Source organism: Streptococcus ilei (assembly GCF_000479335.1).
In the GTDB taxonomy this organism is placed as follows: domain Bacteria; phylum Bacillota; class Bacilli; order Lactobacillales; family Streptococcaceae; genus Streptococcus; species Streptococcus ilei.
Map to the genome: position 1 here is coordinate 1,462,523 of NC_022584.1, position 19,930 is coordinate 1,482,452.

The following is a 19,930-nucleotide window of genomic DNA, read 5'->3' on the forward strand; positions in this document are numbered from 1 at the left end:
ACCGCTCACATATAAGGAGTCGATATGGAAACACAACAAAATCCAAAAAAGGCAATGTGGTTATCCCTCATTCCTGGCTTGGGACAAATCTATAACAAACAGAAAGCAAAAGGATACATCTTTCTCGGTGTAACGCTTGTCTTTCTCGCTTACTTTTTCGGGCTTGGTTTGGGGGAATTGTCCAAACTCATCACCCTCGGTACCGTCCGTGGACAAGATAACTCTCTTTTTATCTTAATCCGTGGTGCCTTCCACTTAATTATCACAGTCGTTTATTTGATGTTCTACGCTCTGAATATCAAAGATGCGGGTACTGTAGCCAAGCGGATTAATAATGGCATTCGAGTACCGATGACCCTAAAAGAGATGGTCAATGCTATCTATGAAAATGGCTTCCCCTATCTTTTGATCATCCCTTCTTATATTGCCATGACCTTTGCAATCATCTTCCCCGTTTTGGTTACCTTGATGATTGCCTTTACTAACTACGACTTTAAGCATACAGCTCGCTTTACGCTACTTGATTGGATCGGACTTCAAAACTTCACCAACATGTGGACTTTGAGTACCTTCCGTTCTGCCTTTACATCTGTATTGGGCTGGACCTTGATCTGGGCCTTGGCAGCTTCAACACTTCAAATCGTTCTTGGTATCTTGACAGCCATTATTTCTAACCAACCATTCATTAAAGGAAAACGCATCTTTGGTGTCATCTTCCTTCTTCCATGGGCGGTTCCTGCCTTCATCACTATCTTGACCTTCTCAAACATGTTCAACGATAGTATCGGGGCAATCAATGCGCAAGTCATCCCTCTCTTTGCAAAGATTTTCCCATTCTTAGATGGGGTTCTCATTCCTTGGAAAACGGACCCTACCTGGACAAAAATTGCTTTGATTATGATGCAAGGTTGGCTCGGCTTCCCTTACATTTACGTCTTGACACTGGGAATCTTGCAATCTATTCCAAACGATCTTTATGAAGCAGCCTATATCGATGGGGCAAACGCTTGGCAAAAATTCCGCAACATTACCTTCCCAATGATTTTGGCTGTTGCGGCACCAACGCTCATTAGCCAATACACCTTCAACTTTAACAACTTCTCCATTATCTACCTCTTTAACGATGGTGGACCTGGATCTGTTGGAGGAAATGCTGGTTCGACAGATATCTTGATTTCTTGGATCTATAAATTGACAACGAACTCATCACCTCAATACTCAATGGCTGCTGCGGTTACGTTGATTATCTCTCTGATTGTGATCTCTATCTCGATGATTGCTTTCAAGAAACTGCACGCATTTGATATGGAGGATGTGTAAAATGAAAAACTCAGTTCAATTTAAACGCCGCCTTAATCATTTCTTGACTTACCTCTACTTGGTTGTCCTATCCATCGTCATCATCTATCCCTTGTTGATTACGGTTCTTTCAGCCTTCAAAACTGGTAACGTCAGTGCCTTTACGCTTGATTTCAGTGGCAGTCTCAGCTTTGATAACTTCCAAAAGCTCTTTACGGATACCCTCTATGGCACTTGGTATCTCAATACCTTGATTATCGCCATTATTACCATGGTTGCTCAAACATCCATCATTACTCTAGCAGGGTACGCCTACAGCCGTTACAACTTCTTGGCTCGTAAGCAAAGTTTGGTCTTCTTCTTGATTATCCAAATGGTGCCTACCATGGCTGCTTTGACTGCCTTCTTCGTTATGGCCTTGATGTTGAACGCCTTGAACCACAGTTGGTTCCTGATCTTCCTCTATGTCGGTGGAGGAATTCCAATGAATGCTTGGTTGATGAAGGGTTACTTCGATACAGTCCCAATTTCACTTGATGAATCTGCAAAATTAGATGGTGCTGGACACTTCCGTCGCTTCTGGCAAATCGTCCTTCCATTGGTTCGTCCAATGATTGCGGTCCAAGCACTTTGGGCCTTCATGGGACCTTTTGGAGACTACATCTTGTCTAAATTCTTGCTTCGTGACGAAATCAACTACACGGTAGCGGTTGGTCTTCAAACCTTTATCAGTGACCAAAAAAATCAAAAGATTGCCTTCTTTGCGGCAGGTGCGATTCTGATTGCAGTCCCAATCTGTGTGCTCTTCTTCTTCCTCCAAAAGAACTTTGTTTCAGGCTTGACAGCTGGTGGGGATAAAGGATAAAATAAGGTTTTCTATCAGAAGTTTGTCACCTTCCTTGGATAGGTACAACTTCCATCAATGAAGAAAAGGAGGAGAATTCCTCTCCTACTTTTCTCCCAGTCACATAAATTTTATCTTTAAGGAAAGGATGGGAGTGGGACAAGGATAGCAAGTTGATTGATTTGCTACCGGTCTCTCTCCCATCTTTGGTTAAGGATAAAATCTTGCTATGCTCTCCACATTTCGGAGATTAGAAAGGTCAATTCATGCCCTATCCATTTAATTATTTTTCCAGCCTTTTTCAGGTAAGAAAAGCCTTTGCGAACCGTAAACAACTCAATTGGTTCCAAATGATTTTCACCTCACTCTTTCTTCTATCCTTGACACTCATTCCTGTCGCCGTTCAAAATGCGGAACTCCAGACCTACCCTTTAACTACCTTCGTTAGCGATGTCTTTGATCCCTTAACGGAGGATGTTATGAAGGACTTGAAAGAAAGTGTCCGTATTGAAGAGCATGAACTAGTCTATAACAGTCATTTTGGAGTTCACAAGAACAAAGCTGGCCATGTTATCATCGGTCATCACGAAGGGACTTCGTTAGGTGAAAAATTAACCCTCTATTTCGATAAGACCCAACTAGTGATTAGCAGAGAAAACAAAGAACTTGCAAGTATTCCTTATCAGGCAATCAATCAAAAGAGTCTCGAAAATAAAGATGCTTTAAGCCAAGCCATTTCCAAAGATTGGTTCCAAGCCAATCGATTGGCAGTTAGCCTCTTCCTCGTCCTCTTCTCAGGTTTCTTATCTGCTGTGAATTTTGCAATTTTAGTATTTGGAGCTTCCTTCTTCCTCTTCTTGACACGGAAGTCACGTCTCTTCTCTCTCAAGACCTTCAAAGAATGCTTCAACTTCACTCTCAACTGTCTTGGTTTGCCTATTCTGGCGAGCGTCCTGATCAGTTTATTGTTCCACCAAGTCTTTACCACAACCATCTTGATCCAAAATATCCTATTTGTCTTGTTCCTCGCGCTTGCCTTCTATAAGACACATTTCCGGGATCCAGATTACAAACCTTAGGGAGGTCCTTTATGCGTGTCATCATCAAAGATGTCGCCAAACTAGCTGGCGTTGCACCATCTACCGTTACACGAGTGATTCAAAATAAATCTACCATCAGTGAAGCCACTAAAAAGCGGGTTCGTTCTGCCATGAAAGAACTGGATTACCATCCAAACCTCAATGCTCGTAGCTTAGTAAGCCAGTCCAGTCAGGTGATTGCCCTTGTCTTGCCTGATGAAAGTGATGTGTTCTTCCAAAACCCCTTCTTCCCTACAGTCCTCCGTGGGATTAGTCAGGTCGCCTCTGATCATGGCTATGCGATTCAGATTTGTACAGGGGCTAATGAAACCCACCGCCTCGATCAACTCAAACAAATGATTTATGGTAAGCGGGTAGATGGACTCATCTTCCTCTATTCCAAATTGAATGATCCTCTGGTTGACTTCTGTATTGAAGATAAATTTCCTTTCTTGATTTTAGGGAAAGCAACTTCCCCTTTTGTATCATTAGTCGATAACGACAATGTTAAAGCAGCCTTTGATGCGACCGAATACTTTATCAACAAGGGATACCAACACATCGCTTTCCTTGGAGGAAATAAGGAATTGGCTGTTTCTCAAGACCGCTACAAGGGCTATCAAGAAGCTCTTGCCAGTCATCAAATCCCTCTTCGTGAAGAATTGGTCAAATTCTCCTTTGGTTTCTTGCTTGAAGAAAATTCTTACCAAATCATGGATACCCTGCCTTTTGAAAAACTGGAAGCACTCATGACAACGGATATTCTCGTTGCCGAAGGGGTCCGGAGATACCTGATAGACAAACAAGTCGATCTTCCGATTATTTCCTTCGACTCCATTAAACCACGGATTCCAATTGACGCCTATATTGATATCAATACGGTTGAATTAGGACGTGAATCTGTCAGAACCCTACTCCAAATTATTAAGGACAACAAGGAAAACAAAACCGTTTGCTATAGACAGCTCATTGAACACTCGATTATTGAACTTTAGGAGAACCCATGACAACTCATTTTTCAGCTTATTTAGATGACCAAGACTTGATTCGCGTGGAAGGAGGAGAGAGCGTAGTGGCCTCTCTTCCTTTTACATTGACGTCTGGTTCCAACACGATTGAACTCCTGCCGACGGAGGAAGAAAAAACTCTTCGGAGCCCTCTTCCCGTCGACATGAGTCAAATATATACTCTTTCAAATGGTAACGGCGAGTCCTGTCTCCTCCACTTCCGAGATGTTGTCCGTCAACCCATCTTTGATCAGCTTTATGCTTATGATGGAGAGGATTTAGGAGCTCATTACTCAAAAGAACAAACGACCTTTGCCTTCTGGGCTCCTATCTCTCAAGAGGTTGAGCTCTTGATCAACCAAACTGCCTACCCGATGGAGCGAACAGAAAAAGGAGTTTGGCGTCTAGTACTCGAGGGAGATTGGGAAAAAGCCCCTTATGCCTACCAGCATCAGGTTAATGGTGTAACCCATATCGTTCATGACCCTTATGCCCTCTCTTCTGAAGCCAATTCAGGAGCTAGCTATGTCATCGACCGCCACAAGATTGAGCGCCCCATTCAGAGAGCAGCGACTCAACTGGATCCGACTCAGGCCGTTATTTATGAACTAAGTGTTCGAGATTTCTCCATGCAAAAAGAAGCCGGATTCCAACACCCTGGGACCTTCCCAGCCTTGTTAGAATCTCCTAAACATGAAAACCAGACCTTTGGCTTTGATTACTTGAAATCCCTGGGCATTACTCATGTTCAGCTCATGCCCCTCTATGATTTTGGAAGCGTGGATGAAACCAACCCTGTCGCTGGTTACAATTGGGGCTATGACCCTGTGCAATACAATGTCCCTGAAGGAAGTTTTAGCACCCAGCCAAATGATCCTTACCAACGGATCCTTGAGCTACAACAAGTGATTGATGCATACCATCAGGCCGATCTCAGCCTCATAATGGACGTCGTCTATAACCACGTTTACCTCTCTGACGATTTTGCTTTTGAGCAGATTGTTCCTGGCTATTTCTACCGTTATGACCAAAACCGCCAACGGACCAACGGGACCTTCTGTGGTAATGATGTAGCTAGTGAACGGGCTATGGTTCGCAACTACATCAAGCAATCCGTCAAGCAGTGGGTTCAACTGTATGGCTTTGATGGCTTTCGCTTTGACCTCATGGGAATCATTGATCGCCAAACCATGATGGAAATTCAAGATGAATTAAGCGCTATTTACCCCAACATTTACCTTTATGGGGAAGGGTGGAAGATGGATACCGGACTGGATCCAGACCTCCTGGCTCATCAATACAATGCCCGTCACCTTCGTCCTTATGGCTTTTTCAGTGACAACTTCCGAGATACCGTTAAACGAAGCATCTTGAAGGAAGGTCGAATAGATAGTCGTTATCAGGCCAATGATCTTGCCAATATTTTGACTGCCAATGTTGGACTCAAAGGAGCAGCCCACTTTGTGCGTCCTCAACAGGCGATTAACTATGTGGAATGCCACGATAACGCAACCTTCTTTGACTATCTCAAGGTTGAAGATCCAAATATTTCAGAGGAGAAGCGACAGGCTAAAGCTCGTCTCGGTTTGCACCTCGTCCTCTTGTCTCAAGGCGTTCCCTTCCTACATGCCGGCCAAGAGTTCTATCGCAGCAAAGGCTTAGAAGAAAATACTTACAATCTCCCAGATGCTCTAAATCAACTAGACTGGCTTTCTTCTACAGCCTATGAAAGAGATATCCATTTCCTTCGCGATTTCATTGCTTATCGTAAAGAGGAAGACCTCCTCCACCTAGAGAAGGCCCAAGCCATTCGAGACTACTGTCAAGTCACTTGGACTTCGGAAAACACCTTCTCTTACAGCATCGAAAAAGATGGACGCAAACTTCTTATCTTGGTCAACCTGGGGGATCAAGAGTGGACTTATTCACTCAAACAGCCTGCTAGATTAGCAATTGCTCACCCCCATGTTTATACTAGAGAGCAACAAATTTCTCAAAGAGAATTCACCATTCCAGCCTATAGTTGGATTTTGGTAGTACAAGCATAAAAAAATTCCTGCAAGCCTATCTTGCAGGAATTTTTTAATCCTCCACTTCGACAAAACGTCCAATAATATGAACATTTTCTGATATGGTAATAAAAGCTTCAGGATCCTCTTTTTTCATTAAAAATTTAAACTCATTAAACTCTGCTCTGGTAATAACGGTGAGCAAGACCGCTTTTTCCTGATGATTATAAGTCCCTTCCGCATTGTGGATAATGGTTGCTCCACGATGCAAACGCTTATGAATTTTCTCAATTATCTTATCCGGTTGGCTAGTGACAATCATAGCCTGCATCCGCTTCTGCTTGGTAAAGACTGCATCTGTCACTCGACTGGACACAAAAATGGTAATCATCGAATAGAGGGCATATTTCCAACCAAAGGTCATCCCTGCTATCAACATGATGGTCCCATTGACGATGAGAGAAATTTTTCCGACGTTCTTGCCCGTTCGCTTTCGAATGGTCAAGCTAACAATATCGGTTCCCCCACTGGAGATATTGTTGCGAAGCGCAAATCCAATCCCTGTCCCCATTACAACTCCCCCAAAGAGAGCATTCATAATAGGATCATTGGTCAGGGTAACCACTGGCATAAATTGGATAAAGAAGGAACTCATAGACACCGTGATAAAGGTGAAAATAGTAAACTTATGACCAATTTGATACCAAGCGATGATCATTAATGGCAGATTGATGGCATAGAATGACAAAGAGACCGGAATGGTAAAGCCTAAAAATCGATCACTAAGGGCGGATATAATCTGGGCCAATCCTGTCGCACCACTGGAATACACACGTCCCGGCTGGAAAAAGAAGTTCACAGCAACGGCAGATAGGAAGCCATAGACCAAAGAAGCCGAAATCTTTTCATCGTACTTCTCTCGGGAAATACTTTTTAAGACCCGTAGTAATTTAAAGTTATAGGCAATTCTTCTCACATAATAACGTAAGATTTTACCTAAGCGAGTTTTTTTCATGACTATCTCTCAATTTATAAATAAAGGGAAAATCCCAGAAGCTACTTCTGCGGATTTTCCGCTTTTATTCTTACTCCTCAGTTTTGACTTCTACTTGTAGACTCAACTCTTCCAGTTGTTTGGTGGCTACTGTAGAAGGAGCTTGGGTCATTGGATCTGTTGCCTTGTTGTTCTTAGGGAAGGCAATCACTTCACGGATATTCTCCTCACCAGCTAACAACATGACAAAACGGTCCAAACCAAGAGCCAATCCACCATGTGGAGGGAAACCAAAATCCATAGCTTCTAGCAAGAAACCAAATTGCTCTGTCGCATCTTCTTTTGAGAAACCGAGAGCCGTAAACATCCGTTCTTGCAATTCTTTTTGGTTGATCCGGAGACTTCCTCCTCCAAGTTCGTAACCATTGAGCACAATGTCATAGGCAATAGCACGTACCTTAGCGAGATCGCCCTCTAATTCATGAGCTGTATCTGCTTGTGGAAGTGTAAAGGGATGGTGGGCACTCATGTAACGGCCTTCTTCTTCAGACCACTCAAACATTGGCCAATCTACCACCCAAAGGAAGTTGAATTGACTGTTGTCGATGAGGTCTAATTCCTTGGCAATTCTACAACGAAGAGCACCTAGTGTTGCGTTAGCTACTTCTAGTGTATCCGCTACAAAGAGGACCAAATCTTTTTCTTCCAACTGTAAAGCACTTGTCAACTCTGTTGTCACGTCTGTCAAGAACTTAGCAACTGGACCGTTTAAAGCACCATCAGCTACCTTGACCCATGCAAGACCTTTAGCGCCATATTGTTTGGCTACTTCGGTCATCTTATCGATATCTTTACGTGAGTAGTTGTCTGCTGCTCCTTTGACCACAATGGCTTTCACTGCTGGAGCTTCTGAGAAGACCTTGAAGTCTACACCCTTTACAACTTCTGTCAAGTCTGTCAAGAGCATCTCAAAACGAGTATCTGGTTTGTCAGAACCGTAAAGAGCCATCGCATCATCGTACTTCATCCGTGGGAAAGGAAGTGTTACTTCAATCCCCTTGGTTTCTTTCATGACACGCGCGATTAAACCTTCCGTAATATCTTGAATTTCTTGCTCTGTCAGGAAGGAGGTTTCTAAATCGACCTGTGTAAACTCAGGTTGGCGGTCTCCACGTAAATCTTCGTCACGGAAACATTTGACGATTTGATAATAGCGGTCAAAACCAGCATTCATCAACAATTGTTTCGTGATTTGAGGGCTTTGAGGCAAGGCATAAAAGTGACCCTTGTTAACACGAGATGGAACGAGATAGTCACGCGCCCCTTCTGGAGTTGACTTAGAAAGGAAAGGTGTTTCCACATCAATAAATTCCAGCTCATCCAAGTAGTTCCGAATAGAGTGGGTTACCTTGGCACGCAATTTCAAGTTTTCCAACATCTCTGGACGACGCAAGTCCAAATATCGATAGCGTAGACGGGTATCGTCGTTAGCTTCAATGCCATCCTTGATCTCAAATGGTGTGGTTTTTGCCGTATTAAGGACAGTTAAGGAAGAAACATGCATTTCAACCTGACCTGTTGCAATTTTATCATTAGCTTGCTGTCTGGCAGCAACTTGACCTGTCACTTCGATCACATACTCGCTACGAAGACTCTCAGCCGTTGCCATTACTTCCGAATTGACCGTCTCTGGATTGATGACCAATTGCATAATCCCTTCACGATCTCGCAAATCAATAAAGATCAAGCCACCCAAATCACGGCGTCGACTCACCCATCCTTTGAGGGTCAGTTCTTGTCCAATGTGTTCCTCGCGAACACGTCCAGCATACATGGAACGTTTCATTGTATTTTTACTCTCCAAACTAATATTCTTCCTTCTATTTTACCATAAAGCCTGTCAGATAAGTGCTTTTCCAGAGATTTTTCCAGAAAAAACAGTTCTTTTATTCAGCTTCTTTCCCGGTAGGAGCTTTCTCTTGTTTGGCCTCTTCATCGTATAGGGTTGGGGCCAAGATTTTCATCAGACTAGCTGTTCCAAAACGCATGATAGCTGCCAAGACTCCAAATATTGGAGCCAAGTTACGGAAAAAGAAGTCTCCTCTGATGAATTGGGTGATGAGGCCCGTAATGAGAAAAATCACGATTCCTTGAAGAATCGCATAAACAGCTATTTTCTTCATTGTTTTCATGGTTTACCAGTTTCTCTCTTTCTAGTAGATAGACTTATCCACAAGTCTGTGGATAAGTCTGTGAATATGGGGATAAGTTTCTTTAAAACTATAGGAAAAAGGTTGAGACTGGGTATTCTCAACCTCTTCGCATCTTACTTAAATTGATCCGGCTGGCCTTTATAGTTAGCCCAGTCCTGACTTAAGAAACGATTGTTAATCTTGTATTCAGGAGCCGGTTGAGGGTTGGAGACAAAAGGATCAACTGCCTTGTCAAATGCCAACCATCCATTCCAGCCCATATGAATGGTGTCCTGCATAAAGTAGGGATTATCACCATCTTTAGAAAAATCAGCAATATGGGTAAAGCCTTGACTTTCTAATTGGTAACGGATTTTTTCAACTGTCCGTTGATACATTTCTTTACTCAAACCTGTATAGGCCATCCATTTAGAGTTAACTGGAGGGATGACAAATATCACATTGGTTTTCGATTGAGCAAACTGATCCAAGACCAGTTGTAAATCATTGTATTCTGGAGATTGCTCATAGGATTCATTCTTTTGGAATCCTTTGAGTTTCTTTAACTTACTTGCAAGTCGATGGTTGTAAAAGCTATTACTAATGCCTAGTTTGTTATTATTGGTTTTCTTTTTGGCTTCCGCAGTCGCTACCTCTTCCAAAGCTTCGTAAGAAAATGTATCTGGCAAGTCATTTAAGCGAGAGAGAACTTTCTTCTCATAGTTGCTATTGTTCATTGCCGTAAAGGTGCTAAAGAAGGCATCCTCCCGACGAACAAAGCGCATGAGGGTCTGATTGAGACCTTTTTCAAAACCAGATAGGTTTTGACCTTTCGCTAGCTTCTGAACTTCTCCCTGCATAGCAACATTAGGATACTGTTGCAAAAGACGAGACGCCGCATACTGGCTTGCTGGGCCAGCTTCTTGGTTGGCCAAAAAGCTAGTTAATTGATCGCTGTTAAAGTATTGCTGAAAGGCCGACGAATCATAGCCATCCTTCGTAAACCACTGGGGCGATACCACATAGACAGCGGTTTTTCCTTCTAGTTGAGGAAGAATTTGCTGCATCCCAAAATATTGGTTCAAGGACGCTGCTCCTCGTTGCCCTAGAAAATACGGGCGATAAGAACGATCATACTTCTCAGCTAGTACTGCTGGGTGGACGATATCAAACCGCAACCATTCGCTGGAACCAAAGAAGGGTACAAAACGATAGTTGGGATCCCCGAGCGCTTCTTCTTTACGGGCACGATTTTTAAAGCCTTCTGCTGTCAAGCTCACTGCGGCCTTTTTCTCCTCTGTCAGATTATGTTTATGGTTAATCGGATAGAAAAAGAGAAGAGTGGCGACAAGAGCCATGGCACAAAAGACCGGACCCAGAATCAGCCACAATCGTTTAAGCATTCTGAAGCTCCATGACACCTTCTACGATTTTGTTGGCTGTGTTCCAGTCATCACGACCAAATTCAGATACTGGAACCCGAATATCGAAGCGGTTTTCCAATTCAACAATCAACTCAACGGTTCCCATGCTATCAAGAACACCCGCATCAAAGAGATCCTCATCCATCATATCTGAGACATCTTCCATAAACAATTCATCAATAATTTCAATTACTTGTGATTTTACATCCATTTTTCATTTTTCCTTTTCTTATTTCATTTTTGGAAACCATTGCTGATCCAAGAAACCTGAGAAAATCAGGAAGGACAGCATAACGGTATTGAAAGTAATAAAGATACCAAGAGCCTGGGTCCAGCGATTGTCTGGTAGGGGCTCCAGTCCTTTTGCCTTGCGTTCTTTATTGATTGTCTTTTTCTTCCGCAACCAAGCGTCGTTGATTACAAGACCCAGACCGTGGAAGAGACCATAGGCTACATAATACCAGGTAACCCCATGCCAAAAGCCCATGACCAACATGTTAATGATATAGGCAACGTTTGACGTTGTAATCCGACTCTGAAAGACCTTGTTGCGCATCAAAACCATGACTAGACGCATAAAGACAAAGTCCCGGAACCAGAAGGACAAACTCATGTGCCAACGATTCCAAAATTCCTTTAAGTCACGTGACTTAAAAGGGAGATTAAAGTTGATTGGGCTCTTAATTCCCATCAAATTAGATGCCGCAAGGGCAAACATAGAATAGCCTGCAAAGTCAAAGAAGAGATCCAAACCAAAGACATACATGACCCCTAAGGTGCCTAGGTTAAAGATTCCCCCTTGAAGAAGGGCATAGGTCTTGACATGTCCTAGTAAGAGATGGCCAAAGATATGAGCTAGAATAAACTTATAGAGGAAGCCAAGCATGATATACTTGACGCTCTGCTCCAACATATCTAGAAGCTCATCTCGATCCGGAATCGTCAGATAATCTTCATTGAAGCGTTTGAAGCGGTCGATCGGCCCACTTGAAAAAGTCGGCATAAAGAGCAAGAAACGCAAGAATTCCCAGAGACTAAAGTCTTTGAGGGTTCCGTCTCGCATCTCGATAATCATGCCCACTGCTCGGAAGGTCAGATAAGAGATCCCAAGGAAGCCCATCCAAGACTGGGTGCCATCAATGGCTGGTTGCACCTTCACAAAAACCAAGGGCAAAACGACCAAGAAAGAGTGGAGGTAAAAGACCCACTTGTTGTCACGCTGGCTTCGATAGAATTTATAGGAGTAGACCCAAAGGATTTGCCAAAAGAGGTAGAAAAGAACCGCATAGATTTGTTTCAAATCCGTCCCTGTCAGCATTAGAACAATAAAGGCGAGACTGACCAAGGCTTCATAGACTGGGAATCGCTTTTTAAAGAAGAGGCCAACAAAGATGGGCAATAAGGCCCCAATCAGATAAATAAAGTAGACCGGGGTCCCATAGGGTTCTAAATGAGGGAGCTGTTTCAAAAACTCGATCATCGGTTGTTAACCTCACTAATCAACCCTTTGATGTCGATTTTCCCGTTTGGAGTTAGCGGTAAACTATCACGGTAAAGGAATTTTGAAGGCATCATATAAGACATCATGATGTGTTCCAAATCTTCCTTGATGGCTTTCGTAATATCAATCTCGCGTTCAAATTGCTCTTTGACGCCATCTTTTAAGATGACATAGGCCAAGAGATTTTGAACCTTATGATCTTTGTTGTAGCGTGGCACTGCAACAGCCGAGTCGATGTACTGAGATTTGTTCAAGTTTTGAGAAACATCTTCTAGCTCAATACGATAGCCGTTAAACTTGATCTGGAAGTCCATCCGACCACCATAGAGAAGAAGACCTTCATCTGTCATGGTACCAACATCTCCCGTATGGTAGGCTGGAAGTCCTTCAAATTCGAAGAAGGCTTCTGCTGTTTTCTCTGGATTATTCATATAACCTTTTGAAACAGCCGGTCCAGACACGATGATCTCTCCTTGCTCTCCATTTGGCAATTTGTTTCCTTCCTCATCAATAATGAAGGTTGGAGAATCTTCTTTAGTATAACCAATTGGCAAGCGTTTAAGAGTCGCTAGCATTTCATCTGTGATAGCAACTGCCGACAAAGCTACCGTCGCTTCCGTTGGTCCATAAGCATTGATAATCCGAGCATTTGGGAAACGCTCGCGCAGTTTTTGAGCCGTTTTAACCGTTAACTCTTCCCCATCAAAGTAGAAATGGGTAATGCCTGGCATCTTTTCAGCATTGAAATCTTCAGACAACATGGCCATATCTGCAAAAGATGGCGTTGAAGTCCAGATAGCAATCGGAAGAGAAAAGATGGTCGCAAAGAGTTGTTTAAAGTCTTGAGTAATGGCTGATGGAAGGGCAAAAAGGGTCCCTCCAAGAGCTAAGGTCGGTGCCCAGTACATGACAGACAAATCAAAGGAATAAGGTGGTTGGGCCAACATTTGCGGACGCTCTGGCGTCGCAAATTCCTTGTCTGTAATCATCCAGTTGGTGAAGCTGAGCAAGTTGTCGTGTGAAATTTGCACCCCTTTTGGTTTTCCAGTTGTCCCCGAGGTAAAGATGATGTAGTAGTTATCATCCCCCTTGACCGGATGTTGCAAGTCATACATATTCTGAGCCGCATAAGCTTCACGCACTTGCTCCAAGGACATGACTGGAGCAGCTGGATTTTCAATTGGAAACTCATTGATGGCGATAATTAAGCTTGGATCAGCCACTTCAACAATAGCAGACACGCGCTCCAAGGCAGAGTGGCTGTCAATTGGGATATAGGCGTGGCCAGACTTGGTCAGGGCCACAAAGGTTGCCAACATTTCATATTCTTGTCCACCAAAGACCACAACAGGTGACTTTTCAGGAAGTCCCATTTGGTCAATGTGGGCCGCTAAGCTATCTGAATCAGCCTTCAATTGGCCATAGGTATGCTCTTCTCCAAGGACATTGTAGACAGGATAGTCTGGTTGTAGTTGGGCGTAACGTTCAATCGCCTCAATCATATCAGTAATTGGTTGGTTTGACACGGTAGGGATCTCCTTTAGAATTCATTGTAAATAAAGCCACCTTGACCTTGACCAAGGTAACTAAAGAAATAGAGTAGGGCTAAGAAAATAGCGAAATACAAGATTGTTTGCCCTATAAATTTATAAAGTGTTTTATGTTTCATCTTTTTCACTCTTCATTTTGATTATCACTGACTATTTTACCATTTTTTGTTCAGTCAAAGCAATCCAAACACAAGGAAAAAATACTAGAAAACGTTACCATAAGAGACAATTGAGATCTGCCCTTAAATTGATTGCTTTTCTGATTTAAGTCAACCATCATCTAATCTAAGCCTTATTTTGCCGTTCCGCGACTCTGACGAATCAATTCCAAACACTTGTCTACTTCTACGTCTCTTTCAAAATGAGCTGGAGTCCAGGGAATTTCTATATCCGGTTCAACACCTTTATCCGTCATTCCTCTACCTTGATCTACGCTTAGACAGCGAGAAGTAGGAAACATCAATCGATAATCACCATAATCAACGGTACAACAATTGGAATAGTCTAAAATTCCGAGAGTTGGTCTACCTACCACCGTTACCTTCTTAAACTGCTTCATCATCTGGACAAAATTGTCCCCAGATGAAGCACAATAGATATCTGATAAGATAAAGATCTGTTCGGGATATTGGCCGCCTCTAACCTCTGGGAAGAATTCCTCGTTTTCTTGCTGGTACAGCACATAGCCTTTGCCCCGATAGCGGAGTAGATCCTCTTTCATCTCTTCAAGGAGTTTAATTGTTTCGGAACTAATCTCTTCCTGTTGCATCCAGTCCTCAAAATCCTTCAAGCGTAAGTCGACATTGCGTTCCGTGTAGAGAATTTCCATGCCATCATCATCCCAGTCAAGCGAATCATAGCCCTGACCCTTCTCTAAGCCTAGATGTAATAGAGGGAAATATAAAGAATCTGTCCCTCCACCGTTCTGTCGGACATCAATGAGAAGGAACTTGACTTCCGTCATCATCGGTAAACACTCTTGGTATAAGCGACTAATAGCTCCTTCATCCATAAAGTTATCCAGACAAAGATAAAGAATCTCATCGTCTAACCGTTTCCAAAAAATCTGATCTTGGATCGGCTCTCGACTGGGCGCTACTTCAATGGTCTTTTCTACCCCTTCTCGAAGCAGGGTGACTCTTTTGGACTGAGAGACCAAATCCGCCCATTCTCGGTAGTGTCTTTCGGGGGTCTTACTTATAAAATAGTCCTTATGAAGAGACGCCACCTGCTCCAAGTCACTTCCATCCAGACCTAGGATCTGATCCCCTGCCTGGAGACCAGTGTCTGCATGCGCCTTTTCAACATAAAGTTGATGGTCCATTACACGTAAGAGAAAGCCTTTCTGACCAGCTTTTTTATTCTGAAAGGAGATGTGCCCAATAATACCAAAACTGGCTAGGTAGGACCTGACTTGATAAAGAAAGGCATCATCCGCCATATCATCTGTTATTTTTTCCCGAAAAGGCTCTGGATCACATCCTTTTCGATCTTTGATAGTAGATGAATCGTGAGTCATAATGGAGACGATATCTTCAAAAATAGCTCTCTTTCTCATGCAAGACTCCTTAATTTTTTTAGAAACAGTATACCACTTTTCCTTAAAAAGTTCTTAAACCCCTAAAAAGAGGCTGGGACAAAAGTCCTAGCCTCCTCGCTTCAAATAAGATCACAACGAGCTATCCCTTACAGGAGAGAAAGATTGTATGAAATAAATACCTACTTCATACAGCTTCTCTCCTATTTTTTCGTGCTTTTCGAGCTTTTATAGTGTACAATAGAAGAAATGACGCTCTATGATTAGAAAGGGATTTATATGATGTCTAAAAAAATCACTCTCCTTGCAACTCTCTTTTTGAGTCTTTTCTTCTTGACAGCCTGTATGTCTGATTTTCAATCATATTTCAAACCGGAAGAAACAAGCACTCGTCCCTCCTCTAAAAAACAAGAGAAAAGTGAAAAAGAAGCCTCATCTTCTAAAAAATCATCTAAAACTAGCTCTTCGAACAAAGAAAAGAAAGAGTCTAAGACAAAAACCAGCTCAAGCAAAAAAATGGAGGTGTTCCCTGCCAATGCTAGCGAAGCCCCCAAGGACAAGATCTATGCAACTGGTGATTCTGTCGTTTACTATAAAAAATATGACGGTGGATTAAAAGTGCATACACCTGATTTCGAAGGCTATACAACAAAAATAGTCAAAAAAATTCTTGGTAAACCTGAAAAAACCCATGTTGATTCAAATTATATGCTCGAGACCTTTTCAGAAAAGGAAAAAGAAAACCTTGTTAATCTCTATCAAGAGGGCCTTTTAACTGACGAGCAACTCCATGCTTTTTGGGCTGGTGTAGTCGATCTAGCTCAAACGGCTCAATTAGAGCAAACTTTTACAGTCTTTACCTACAAAGAAGGACAAGTTCAACTTGTCTTTAAGGGTGATAACCTTGTCTATGTTACTCCAGATCCTGAAGTGCTTTATTTTAACTAAGAAAAATCCCCTTTCTCTTCAGAGAAGGGGATTTGTTTCACATGAAACTATGGATAGAGTAAGTTTAGTCTTCTTCCATCTTTTGAGGTTGATAGGCCAGCATTCCTAAACCAATACACAGTAGCAAAACCAGGGTAAGGAAGGTGACTTGCCCACCTATCTGACCAGACAAGGAAATGGTTTCCCTTAGTCCCGATACGGTATAGCTCATCGGCAACAGCGGATGAATGGTTTGGAAGAAACGATTGGTGAGGGCAAGCGGATAAGTTCCTGCACTAGAAGCCAGTTGAAGGAGCAAGAGAATCAAAGAGATAAAAGCTCCTACCTTGTTGTTCCATGTCGTTAAGGCCGTCACCATGGACATGAAGGTCGCACTTCCTAGCACACAGAGGAAAAGAGTCAAAGCTTCATGGTTTGCTGCCATCCCTAGCAGATGAACAGCTCCGTAGACCAGGACACCAGCCAAGACAGCAATTATCCCGTTCACTTCCAATCTCGATTTCAGCCAAGCCCAACGACTTTCTGGATGACGCCCAGATGGCAATTTGGCAAAAATCATATTGGTAGAAAGAGCAGCGACGAAAAGGGCAACTGATATCATATAAGGTGCCATTCCCACTCCATTCACTGAAACATTATCATGGTCTGTCTTTGAAAGGGTAATTGGATCTGACAATACGCTGGCATTTTCTTTTTTAGTGCTAGCGCTATTTAATTGGTCCTTAGCCGAACTTAAGCCTTGACTGAGATTCTGACTACCTGCTTGGAGATCCCCCAAGCCCCCGACAAGAACTTGGCCTCCTGTCGCTAATTGACCAGAGCCATCAGCTATTTTACTTGCACCATCCGCCAATTGATGAGAACCTGATAGTAACTGAGCTGATTTATCCGATAACTGATCGACTCCTGATACGAGTTGATCAACACCGCTAGCTAAAACTGGTGTTTGAGTGTTTAATTGACCAATCCCACTGGCCAGTTGTCCAGCACCTGTTGTTAATTCGCTAGACTTACTAGTCAATTGGTTGGCCCCTGAAACTAATTGGTCCATTCCCATAATCAGAGTTGGCATCTTTCCATTTAGTTCTCCCAATCCTGTTGCTAGTTGACTGCTTCCAGATACCAAATCCGCAGATTTCTGCTCCAGTTGACTGGTCCCCGCACTCAATTGACTAGCGCCTGCTATCAAGGTGCTACTATTATCATTAAGCTGACTAGCTCCGCCAGCTAACTGATCTACCCCTGTCGTATAGAGTTGCACTCCTTGGTTGAGAGTTTGGCTAGCTGGTAGAAGTTGCTCTGTCACTGCTGTCTGCACGGAGCTCAAGCTAGTTGAAAGAGTATTCAAGGTAGACGAAGCTGTTGGCAAGATCTGATTAGCACTTTCTTTTACTTTGGCCAAAGGACTCTCGGTCGTTAAGCCTTCTTGCAAACCTTGAACGGTAGTTAAAATCGCTTGAGCAGCAGTCTCCGTCGTACTTGAAGTAGCAGACACAGCAACCGTCAGTTCTGCCTGTTGTTCGGCTGTCATCGATTGATAGGCAGCAGTAGCTTGAAGATTGGCTAGTACTGAATTGCGGTCAGCCTGTGCTGCAGCTGAAATCCCTTGAGCAGAGGTGGCAATGGTTGCCAATGCTGTGCTGAGTTGACTAGTATCTCCGCTCGTGTTCTGAATAGCTTCATTTAATCGGGTGAGGCCTGCTGTTAATTGGGCAAGCTGCTCTTGTTGATTTGGTGACGGAGAAAGTTGTGTAGATAAGGTTTGAATTCCTGTTTCTAACTGAGACACTCCATTTCTCAATGCTTCCGATTGACCACTTAATTGACTAGCTCCACCACTGAGAGTAGCAAGCCCTGTGCTATAGTTTGTTAGACCATTCGTCAAATTGCTAGCACCAACATTCAACTGACTGACTCCTTTTGTGTAGGTATCCAGTCCTGTTGTGAGAGTGTTCATTCCTGTATGCAATTGGCCAATTCCAGAGGCTAACTGAGGCGTTTGACTAGCCATTTGGTTCAAACCATCTCCAAGTTGTCCAACACCAGACGTATAGGCCGTCAGTCCACTACTAAAGGAGGTAAAACCATTATGAAGTTGCCCAACTCCCGATACGAGGGTCGGAACTTTCTCCTTCATTTGGTGAAGACCTGTCGCTAATTGACCAACTCCACTGGTGTAGGCCAAGAGTCCTGTGCTAAGAGTCTGTGCCCCATTTGAGAAAGACAGACTCGAATTGGACAAGGTTGTCAAATGGTCTGTCAGGGTTTGCCCACCCTCTTTTAACTGACCAGCACCGGTTGCCAGCTTTTGACTTCCTTCAGCTGCTGTTCCCATTCCTGTCTTCAAGCTTCCCATCTTTTCAAAAAGAGCGTTGGTATAGGTTTTGGTAACATTACTAGCAACGGTTTGCTGAATTTTTATCATGGCTGAATCACTCATTTTACCAGCAATAAAGCTATGGCCACTAGATGTTTGGTAGGCAATGGTCATTTGTTCGGGATGATTGCTTAAGATAGAAGCTGCTTTAGCGGATAGATCTTGGGGCAAGGTCACCACCATATAATAATCACCCTTTTTCAGTCCTTCTTTAGCTGCTGTTTCATCTACAATATGAAAATCCAGGGCATCACTCTTCTCAAAATTGGACACCATGTCTTTTCCAATTGTCAATTCTTGTTCTTGATAACGAGCTGGCTGATCTTGATTGACAACTGCTACCGGCAAGTTCGAAACCTTGCCATAAGGATCCCACATAGAAGATAGAAAGATCACATTATAGAGAGCTGGGATCAAAGCAACCCCTATCATCACAACGATAACGGTCGGTTTCCTAAAAATCGCTTTCCATTCTTTAAACATTTTTTGTCTCCTTTTTATACACACTGTCTAATTTTTTGATATAATTGATTATACAGTTCTTTTGAAAAACCGCAAGTTAAAAAAGCGATTTTTGGACACTGTGTATAATTTTGTATATAAAAGAAAGGGACTAGAATGGTTACCGAAAGCAACAAGAGAATAAAAACAAAACATATCATCCAGGAAGCCATGGTTGACCTGCTTCATAGAGAGTCCTTTGATGAGATTTCAACCGTTCAGTTGGCAAAAGAGGCTGGTATCAGCCGGAGTAGCTTCTATACCCACTACCGCGATAAGTATGATATGATCGAGCGCTACCAACAGGAATTTTTCCACAAAGTTGAATACATCTTTGACAAACAAAAAGAAGATAAACACCAAGCCGTTACCGAAGTTTTCGAATTTCTCACCAAGGAGCCCCTCTTTGCTGTCCTTCTAACCGAGAATGGGACAAAAGAAATTCAATCCTTCTTACGGCATAAACTACAAGTTCTACTAGTCGATAGCTTGCAAGAGCGTTATGGCCATCGATCTTTGACAGAAATCGAAAGAGACTACAGTTCTGTCTACCTCACCAATGCCTTCTTTGGAGTCTGTCAAATGTGGGTTGCGCGAGGCCAAAAAGAAAGCCCGCAACAAATGGCTGACTTCCTATTAAAAATGCTGGAATAAAAAAGAGACCTCGG

General features: G+C 42.9%; 17 protein-coding genes. 7 read left to right on the forward strand and 10 right to left on the reverse strand.

Annotated features, from left to right (window positions below; all coding sequences use genetic code 11):
* Positions 1-24: 24 nt before the first annotated feature.
* The 5 genes from N596_RS06780 (at position 25) to pulA (ending at position 6,277) form a co-directional block, all read left to right on the forward strand.
* On the forward strand, positions 25-1,320 hold the full coding sequence (locus tag N596_RS06780; RefSeq protein WP_023027397.1) for a sugar ABC transporter permease: 1,296 nt from the start codon (positions 25-27) through the stop codon (positions 1,318-1,320).
* 1 nt (position 1,321) lies between these two features.
* A complete protein-coding gene (locus tag N596_RS06785) occupies positions 1,322-2,164 on the forward strand; it encodes a sugar ABC transporter permease (RefSeq protein ID WP_023024736.1) in 843 nt (280 codons plus the stop codon).
* A 245-nt stretch (positions 2,165-2,409) separates the two neighbouring features.
* A complete protein-coding gene (locus N596_RS06790) occupies positions 2,410-3,222 on the forward strand; it encodes a DUF1189 family protein (protein ID WP_023027399.1) in 813 nt (270 codons plus the stop codon).
* An 11-nt stretch (positions 3,223-3,233) separates the two neighbouring features.
* Positions 3,234-4,217: a LacI family DNA-binding transcriptional regulator gene (locus tag N596_RS06795; RefSeq protein WP_023027400.1), complete on the forward strand. Its 984-nt coding sequence runs from the start codon at positions 3,234-3,236 to the stop codon at positions 4,215-4,217.
* A gap of 8 nt (positions 4,218-4,225) precedes the next feature.
* Positions 4,226-6,277, forward strand: a complete 2,052-nt coding sequence (gene pulA, locus N596_RS06800; protein WP_023027401.1) for a type I pullulanase — start codon at positions 4,226-4,228, stop codon at positions 6,275-6,277.
* 34 nt (positions 6,278-6,311) lie between these two features.
* Here the strand turns inward: pulA and N596_RS06805 are convergent, their stop codons facing one another.
* From N596_RS06805 to N596_RS06845, 9 genes are all read right to left on the reverse strand, one after another.
* Complete coding sequence (locus N596_RS06805) at positions 6,312-7,253, reverse strand: YitT family protein (protein WP_023027402.1); 942 nt, start codon at positions 7,251-7,253, stop codon at positions 6,312-6,314.
* Between the two features lie 70 nt (positions 7,254-7,323).
* The gene (aspS, locus tag N596_RS06810) at positions 7,324-9,078 is read right to left on the reverse strand and encodes an aspartate--tRNA ligase (RefSeq protein ID WP_023027403.1); all 1,755 of its coding nucleotides are present in this window, start codon (positions 9,076-9,078) and stop codon (positions 7,324-7,326) included.
* A 100-nt stretch (positions 9,079-9,178) separates the two neighbouring features.
* A complete protein-coding gene (locus N596_RS06815) occupies positions 9,179-9,415 on the reverse strand; it encodes a hypothetical protein (RefSeq protein ID WP_195612000.1) in 237 nt (78 codons plus the stop codon).
* Positions 9,416-9,558: 143 nt separating this feature from the next.
* Positions 9,559-10,827 (reverse strand): D-alanyl-lipoteichoic acid biosynthesis protein DltD, encoded by a 1,269-nt coding sequence (dltD, locus tag N596_RS06820; protein ID WP_023027405.1) that lies wholly within the window; start codon positions 10,825-10,827, stop codon positions 9,559-9,561.
* Positions 10,820-11,059 carry a D-alanine--poly(phosphoribitol) ligase subunit DltC gene (gene dltC / locus N596_RS06825; RefSeq protein ID WP_006595371.1) on the reverse strand — a complete coding sequence of 80 codons (240 nt, stop codon included), beginning with the start codon at positions 11,057-11,059 and terminating at the stop codon, positions 10,820-10,822. The genes dltD and dltC overlap by 8 nt, the downstream gene beginning before the upstream one ends.
* Positions 11,060-11,077: 18 nt before the next feature.
* Entirely contained in the window at positions 11,078-12,328 is a 1,251-nt protein-coding gene (gene dltB, locus N596_RS06830) for a D-alanyl-lipoteichoic acid biosynthesis protein DltB (RefSeq protein ID WP_023024745.1), read from the reverse strand.
* Positions 12,325-13,875 carry a D-alanine--poly(phosphoribitol) ligase subunit DltA gene (dltA, locus tag N596_RS06835; protein WP_023027406.1) on the reverse strand — a complete coding sequence of 517 codons (1,551 nt, stop codon included), beginning with the start codon at positions 13,873-13,875 and terminating at the stop codon, positions 12,325-12,327. Before dltA ends, dltB begins: the two co-directional genes overlap by 4 nt.
* Before the next feature lie 14 nt (positions 13,876-13,889).
* The gene (locus N596_RS06840; protein ID WP_006595368.1) at positions 13,890-14,018 is read right to left on the reverse strand and encodes a teichoic acid D-Ala incorporation-associated protein DltX; all 129 of its coding nucleotides are present in this window, start codon (positions 14,016-14,018) and stop codon (positions 13,890-13,892) included.
* A 173-nt stretch (positions 14,019-14,191) separates the two neighbouring features.
* Positions 14,192-15,457, reverse strand: a complete 1,266-nt coding sequence (locus tag N596_RS06845) for a S41 family peptidase (protein ID WP_023024749.1) — start codon at positions 15,455-15,457, stop codon at positions 14,192-14,194.
* Between the two features lie 261 nt (positions 15,458-15,718).
* Here N596_RS06845 and N596_RS06850 point away from each other — a divergent pair, with 261 nt between their 5' ends.
* Positions 15,719-16,384 carry a DUF4947 domain-containing protein gene (locus N596_RS06850; RefSeq protein ID WP_258025864.1) on the forward strand — a complete coding sequence of 222 codons (666 nt, stop codon included), beginning with the start codon at positions 15,719-15,721 and terminating at the stop codon, positions 16,382-16,384.
* Between the two features lie 64 nt (positions 16,385-16,448).
* On the opposite strand, the gene N596_RS06855 is transcribed toward N596_RS06850, so the two are convergent.
* Entirely contained in the window at positions 16,449-19,244 is a 2,796-nt protein-coding gene (locus N596_RS06855; RefSeq protein WP_042361293.1) for a YhgE/Pip domain-containing protein, read from the reverse strand.
* Between the two features lie 135 nt (positions 19,245-19,379).
* Here N596_RS06855 and N596_RS06860 point away from each other — a divergent pair, with 135 nt between their 5' ends.
* The gene (locus N596_RS06860) at positions 19,380-19,916 is read left to right on the forward strand and encodes a TetR/AcrR family transcriptional regulator (protein ID WP_023027409.1); all 537 of its coding nucleotides are present in this window, start codon (positions 19,380-19,382) and stop codon (positions 19,914-19,916) included.
* The last annotated feature ends 14 nt before the right edge of the window (positions 19,917-19,930 follow it).

Coding starts and splice junctions, on each gene's coding strand:
- N596_RS06780 (WP_023027397.1), top strand. CDS start 25: ATGGAAACACAACAAAATCCAAAAAAGGCAATGTGGTTATCCCTCATT.
- N596_RS06785 (WP_023024736.1), top strand. CDS start 1,322: ATGAAAAACTCAGTTCAATTTAAACGCCGCCTTAATCATTTCTTGACT.
- N596_RS06790 (WP_023027399.1), top strand. CDS start 2,410: ATGCCCTATCCATTTAATTATTTTTCCAGCCTTTTTCAGGTAAGAAAA.
- N596_RS06795 (WP_023027400.1), top strand. CDS start 3,234: ATGCGTGTCATCATCAAAGATGTCGCCAAACTAGCTGGCGTTGCACCA.
- pulA (WP_023027401.1), top strand. CDS start 4,226: ATGACAACTCATTTTTCAGCTTATTTAGATGACCAAGACTTGATTCGC.
- N596_RS06805 (WP_023027402.1), bottom strand. CDS start 7,253: ATGAAAAAAACTCGCTTAGGTAAAATCTTACGTTATTATGTGAGAAGA.
- aspS (WP_023027403.1), bottom strand. CDS start 9,078: ATGAAACGTTCCATGTATGCTGGACGTGTTCGCGAGGAACACATTGGA.
- N596_RS06815 (WP_195612000.1), bottom strand. CDS start 9,415: ATGAAGAAAATAGCTGTTTATGCGATTCTTCAAGGAATCGTGATTTTT.
- dltD (WP_023027405.1), bottom strand. CDS start 10,827: ATGCTTAAACGATTGTGGCTGATTCTGGGTCCGGTCTTTTGTGCCATG.
- dltC (WP_006595371.1), bottom strand. CDS start 11,059: ATGGATGTAAAATCACAAGTAATTGAAATTATTGATGAATTGTTTATG.
- dltB (WP_023024745.1), bottom strand. CDS start 12,328: ATGATCGAGTTTTTGAAACAGCTCCCTCATTTAGAACCCTATGGGACC.
- N596_RS06840 (WP_006595368.1), bottom strand. CDS start 14,018: ATGAAACATAAAACACTTTATAAATTTATAGGGCAAACAATCTTGTAT.
- N596_RS06845 (WP_023024749.1), bottom strand. CDS start 15,457: ATGAGAAAGAGAGCTATTTTTGAAGATATCGTCTCCATTATGACTCAC.
- N596_RS06850 (WP_258025864.1), top strand. CDS start 15,719: ATGTCTAAAAAAATCACTCTCCTTGCAACTCTCTTTTTGAGTCTTTTC.
- N596_RS06855 (WP_042361293.1), bottom strand. CDS start 19,244: ATGTTTAAAGAATGGAAAGCGATTTTTAGGAAACCGACCGTTATCGTT.
- N596_RS06860 (WP_023027409.1), top strand. CDS start 19,380: ATGGTTACCGAAAGCAACAAGAGAATAAAAACAAAACATATCATCCAG.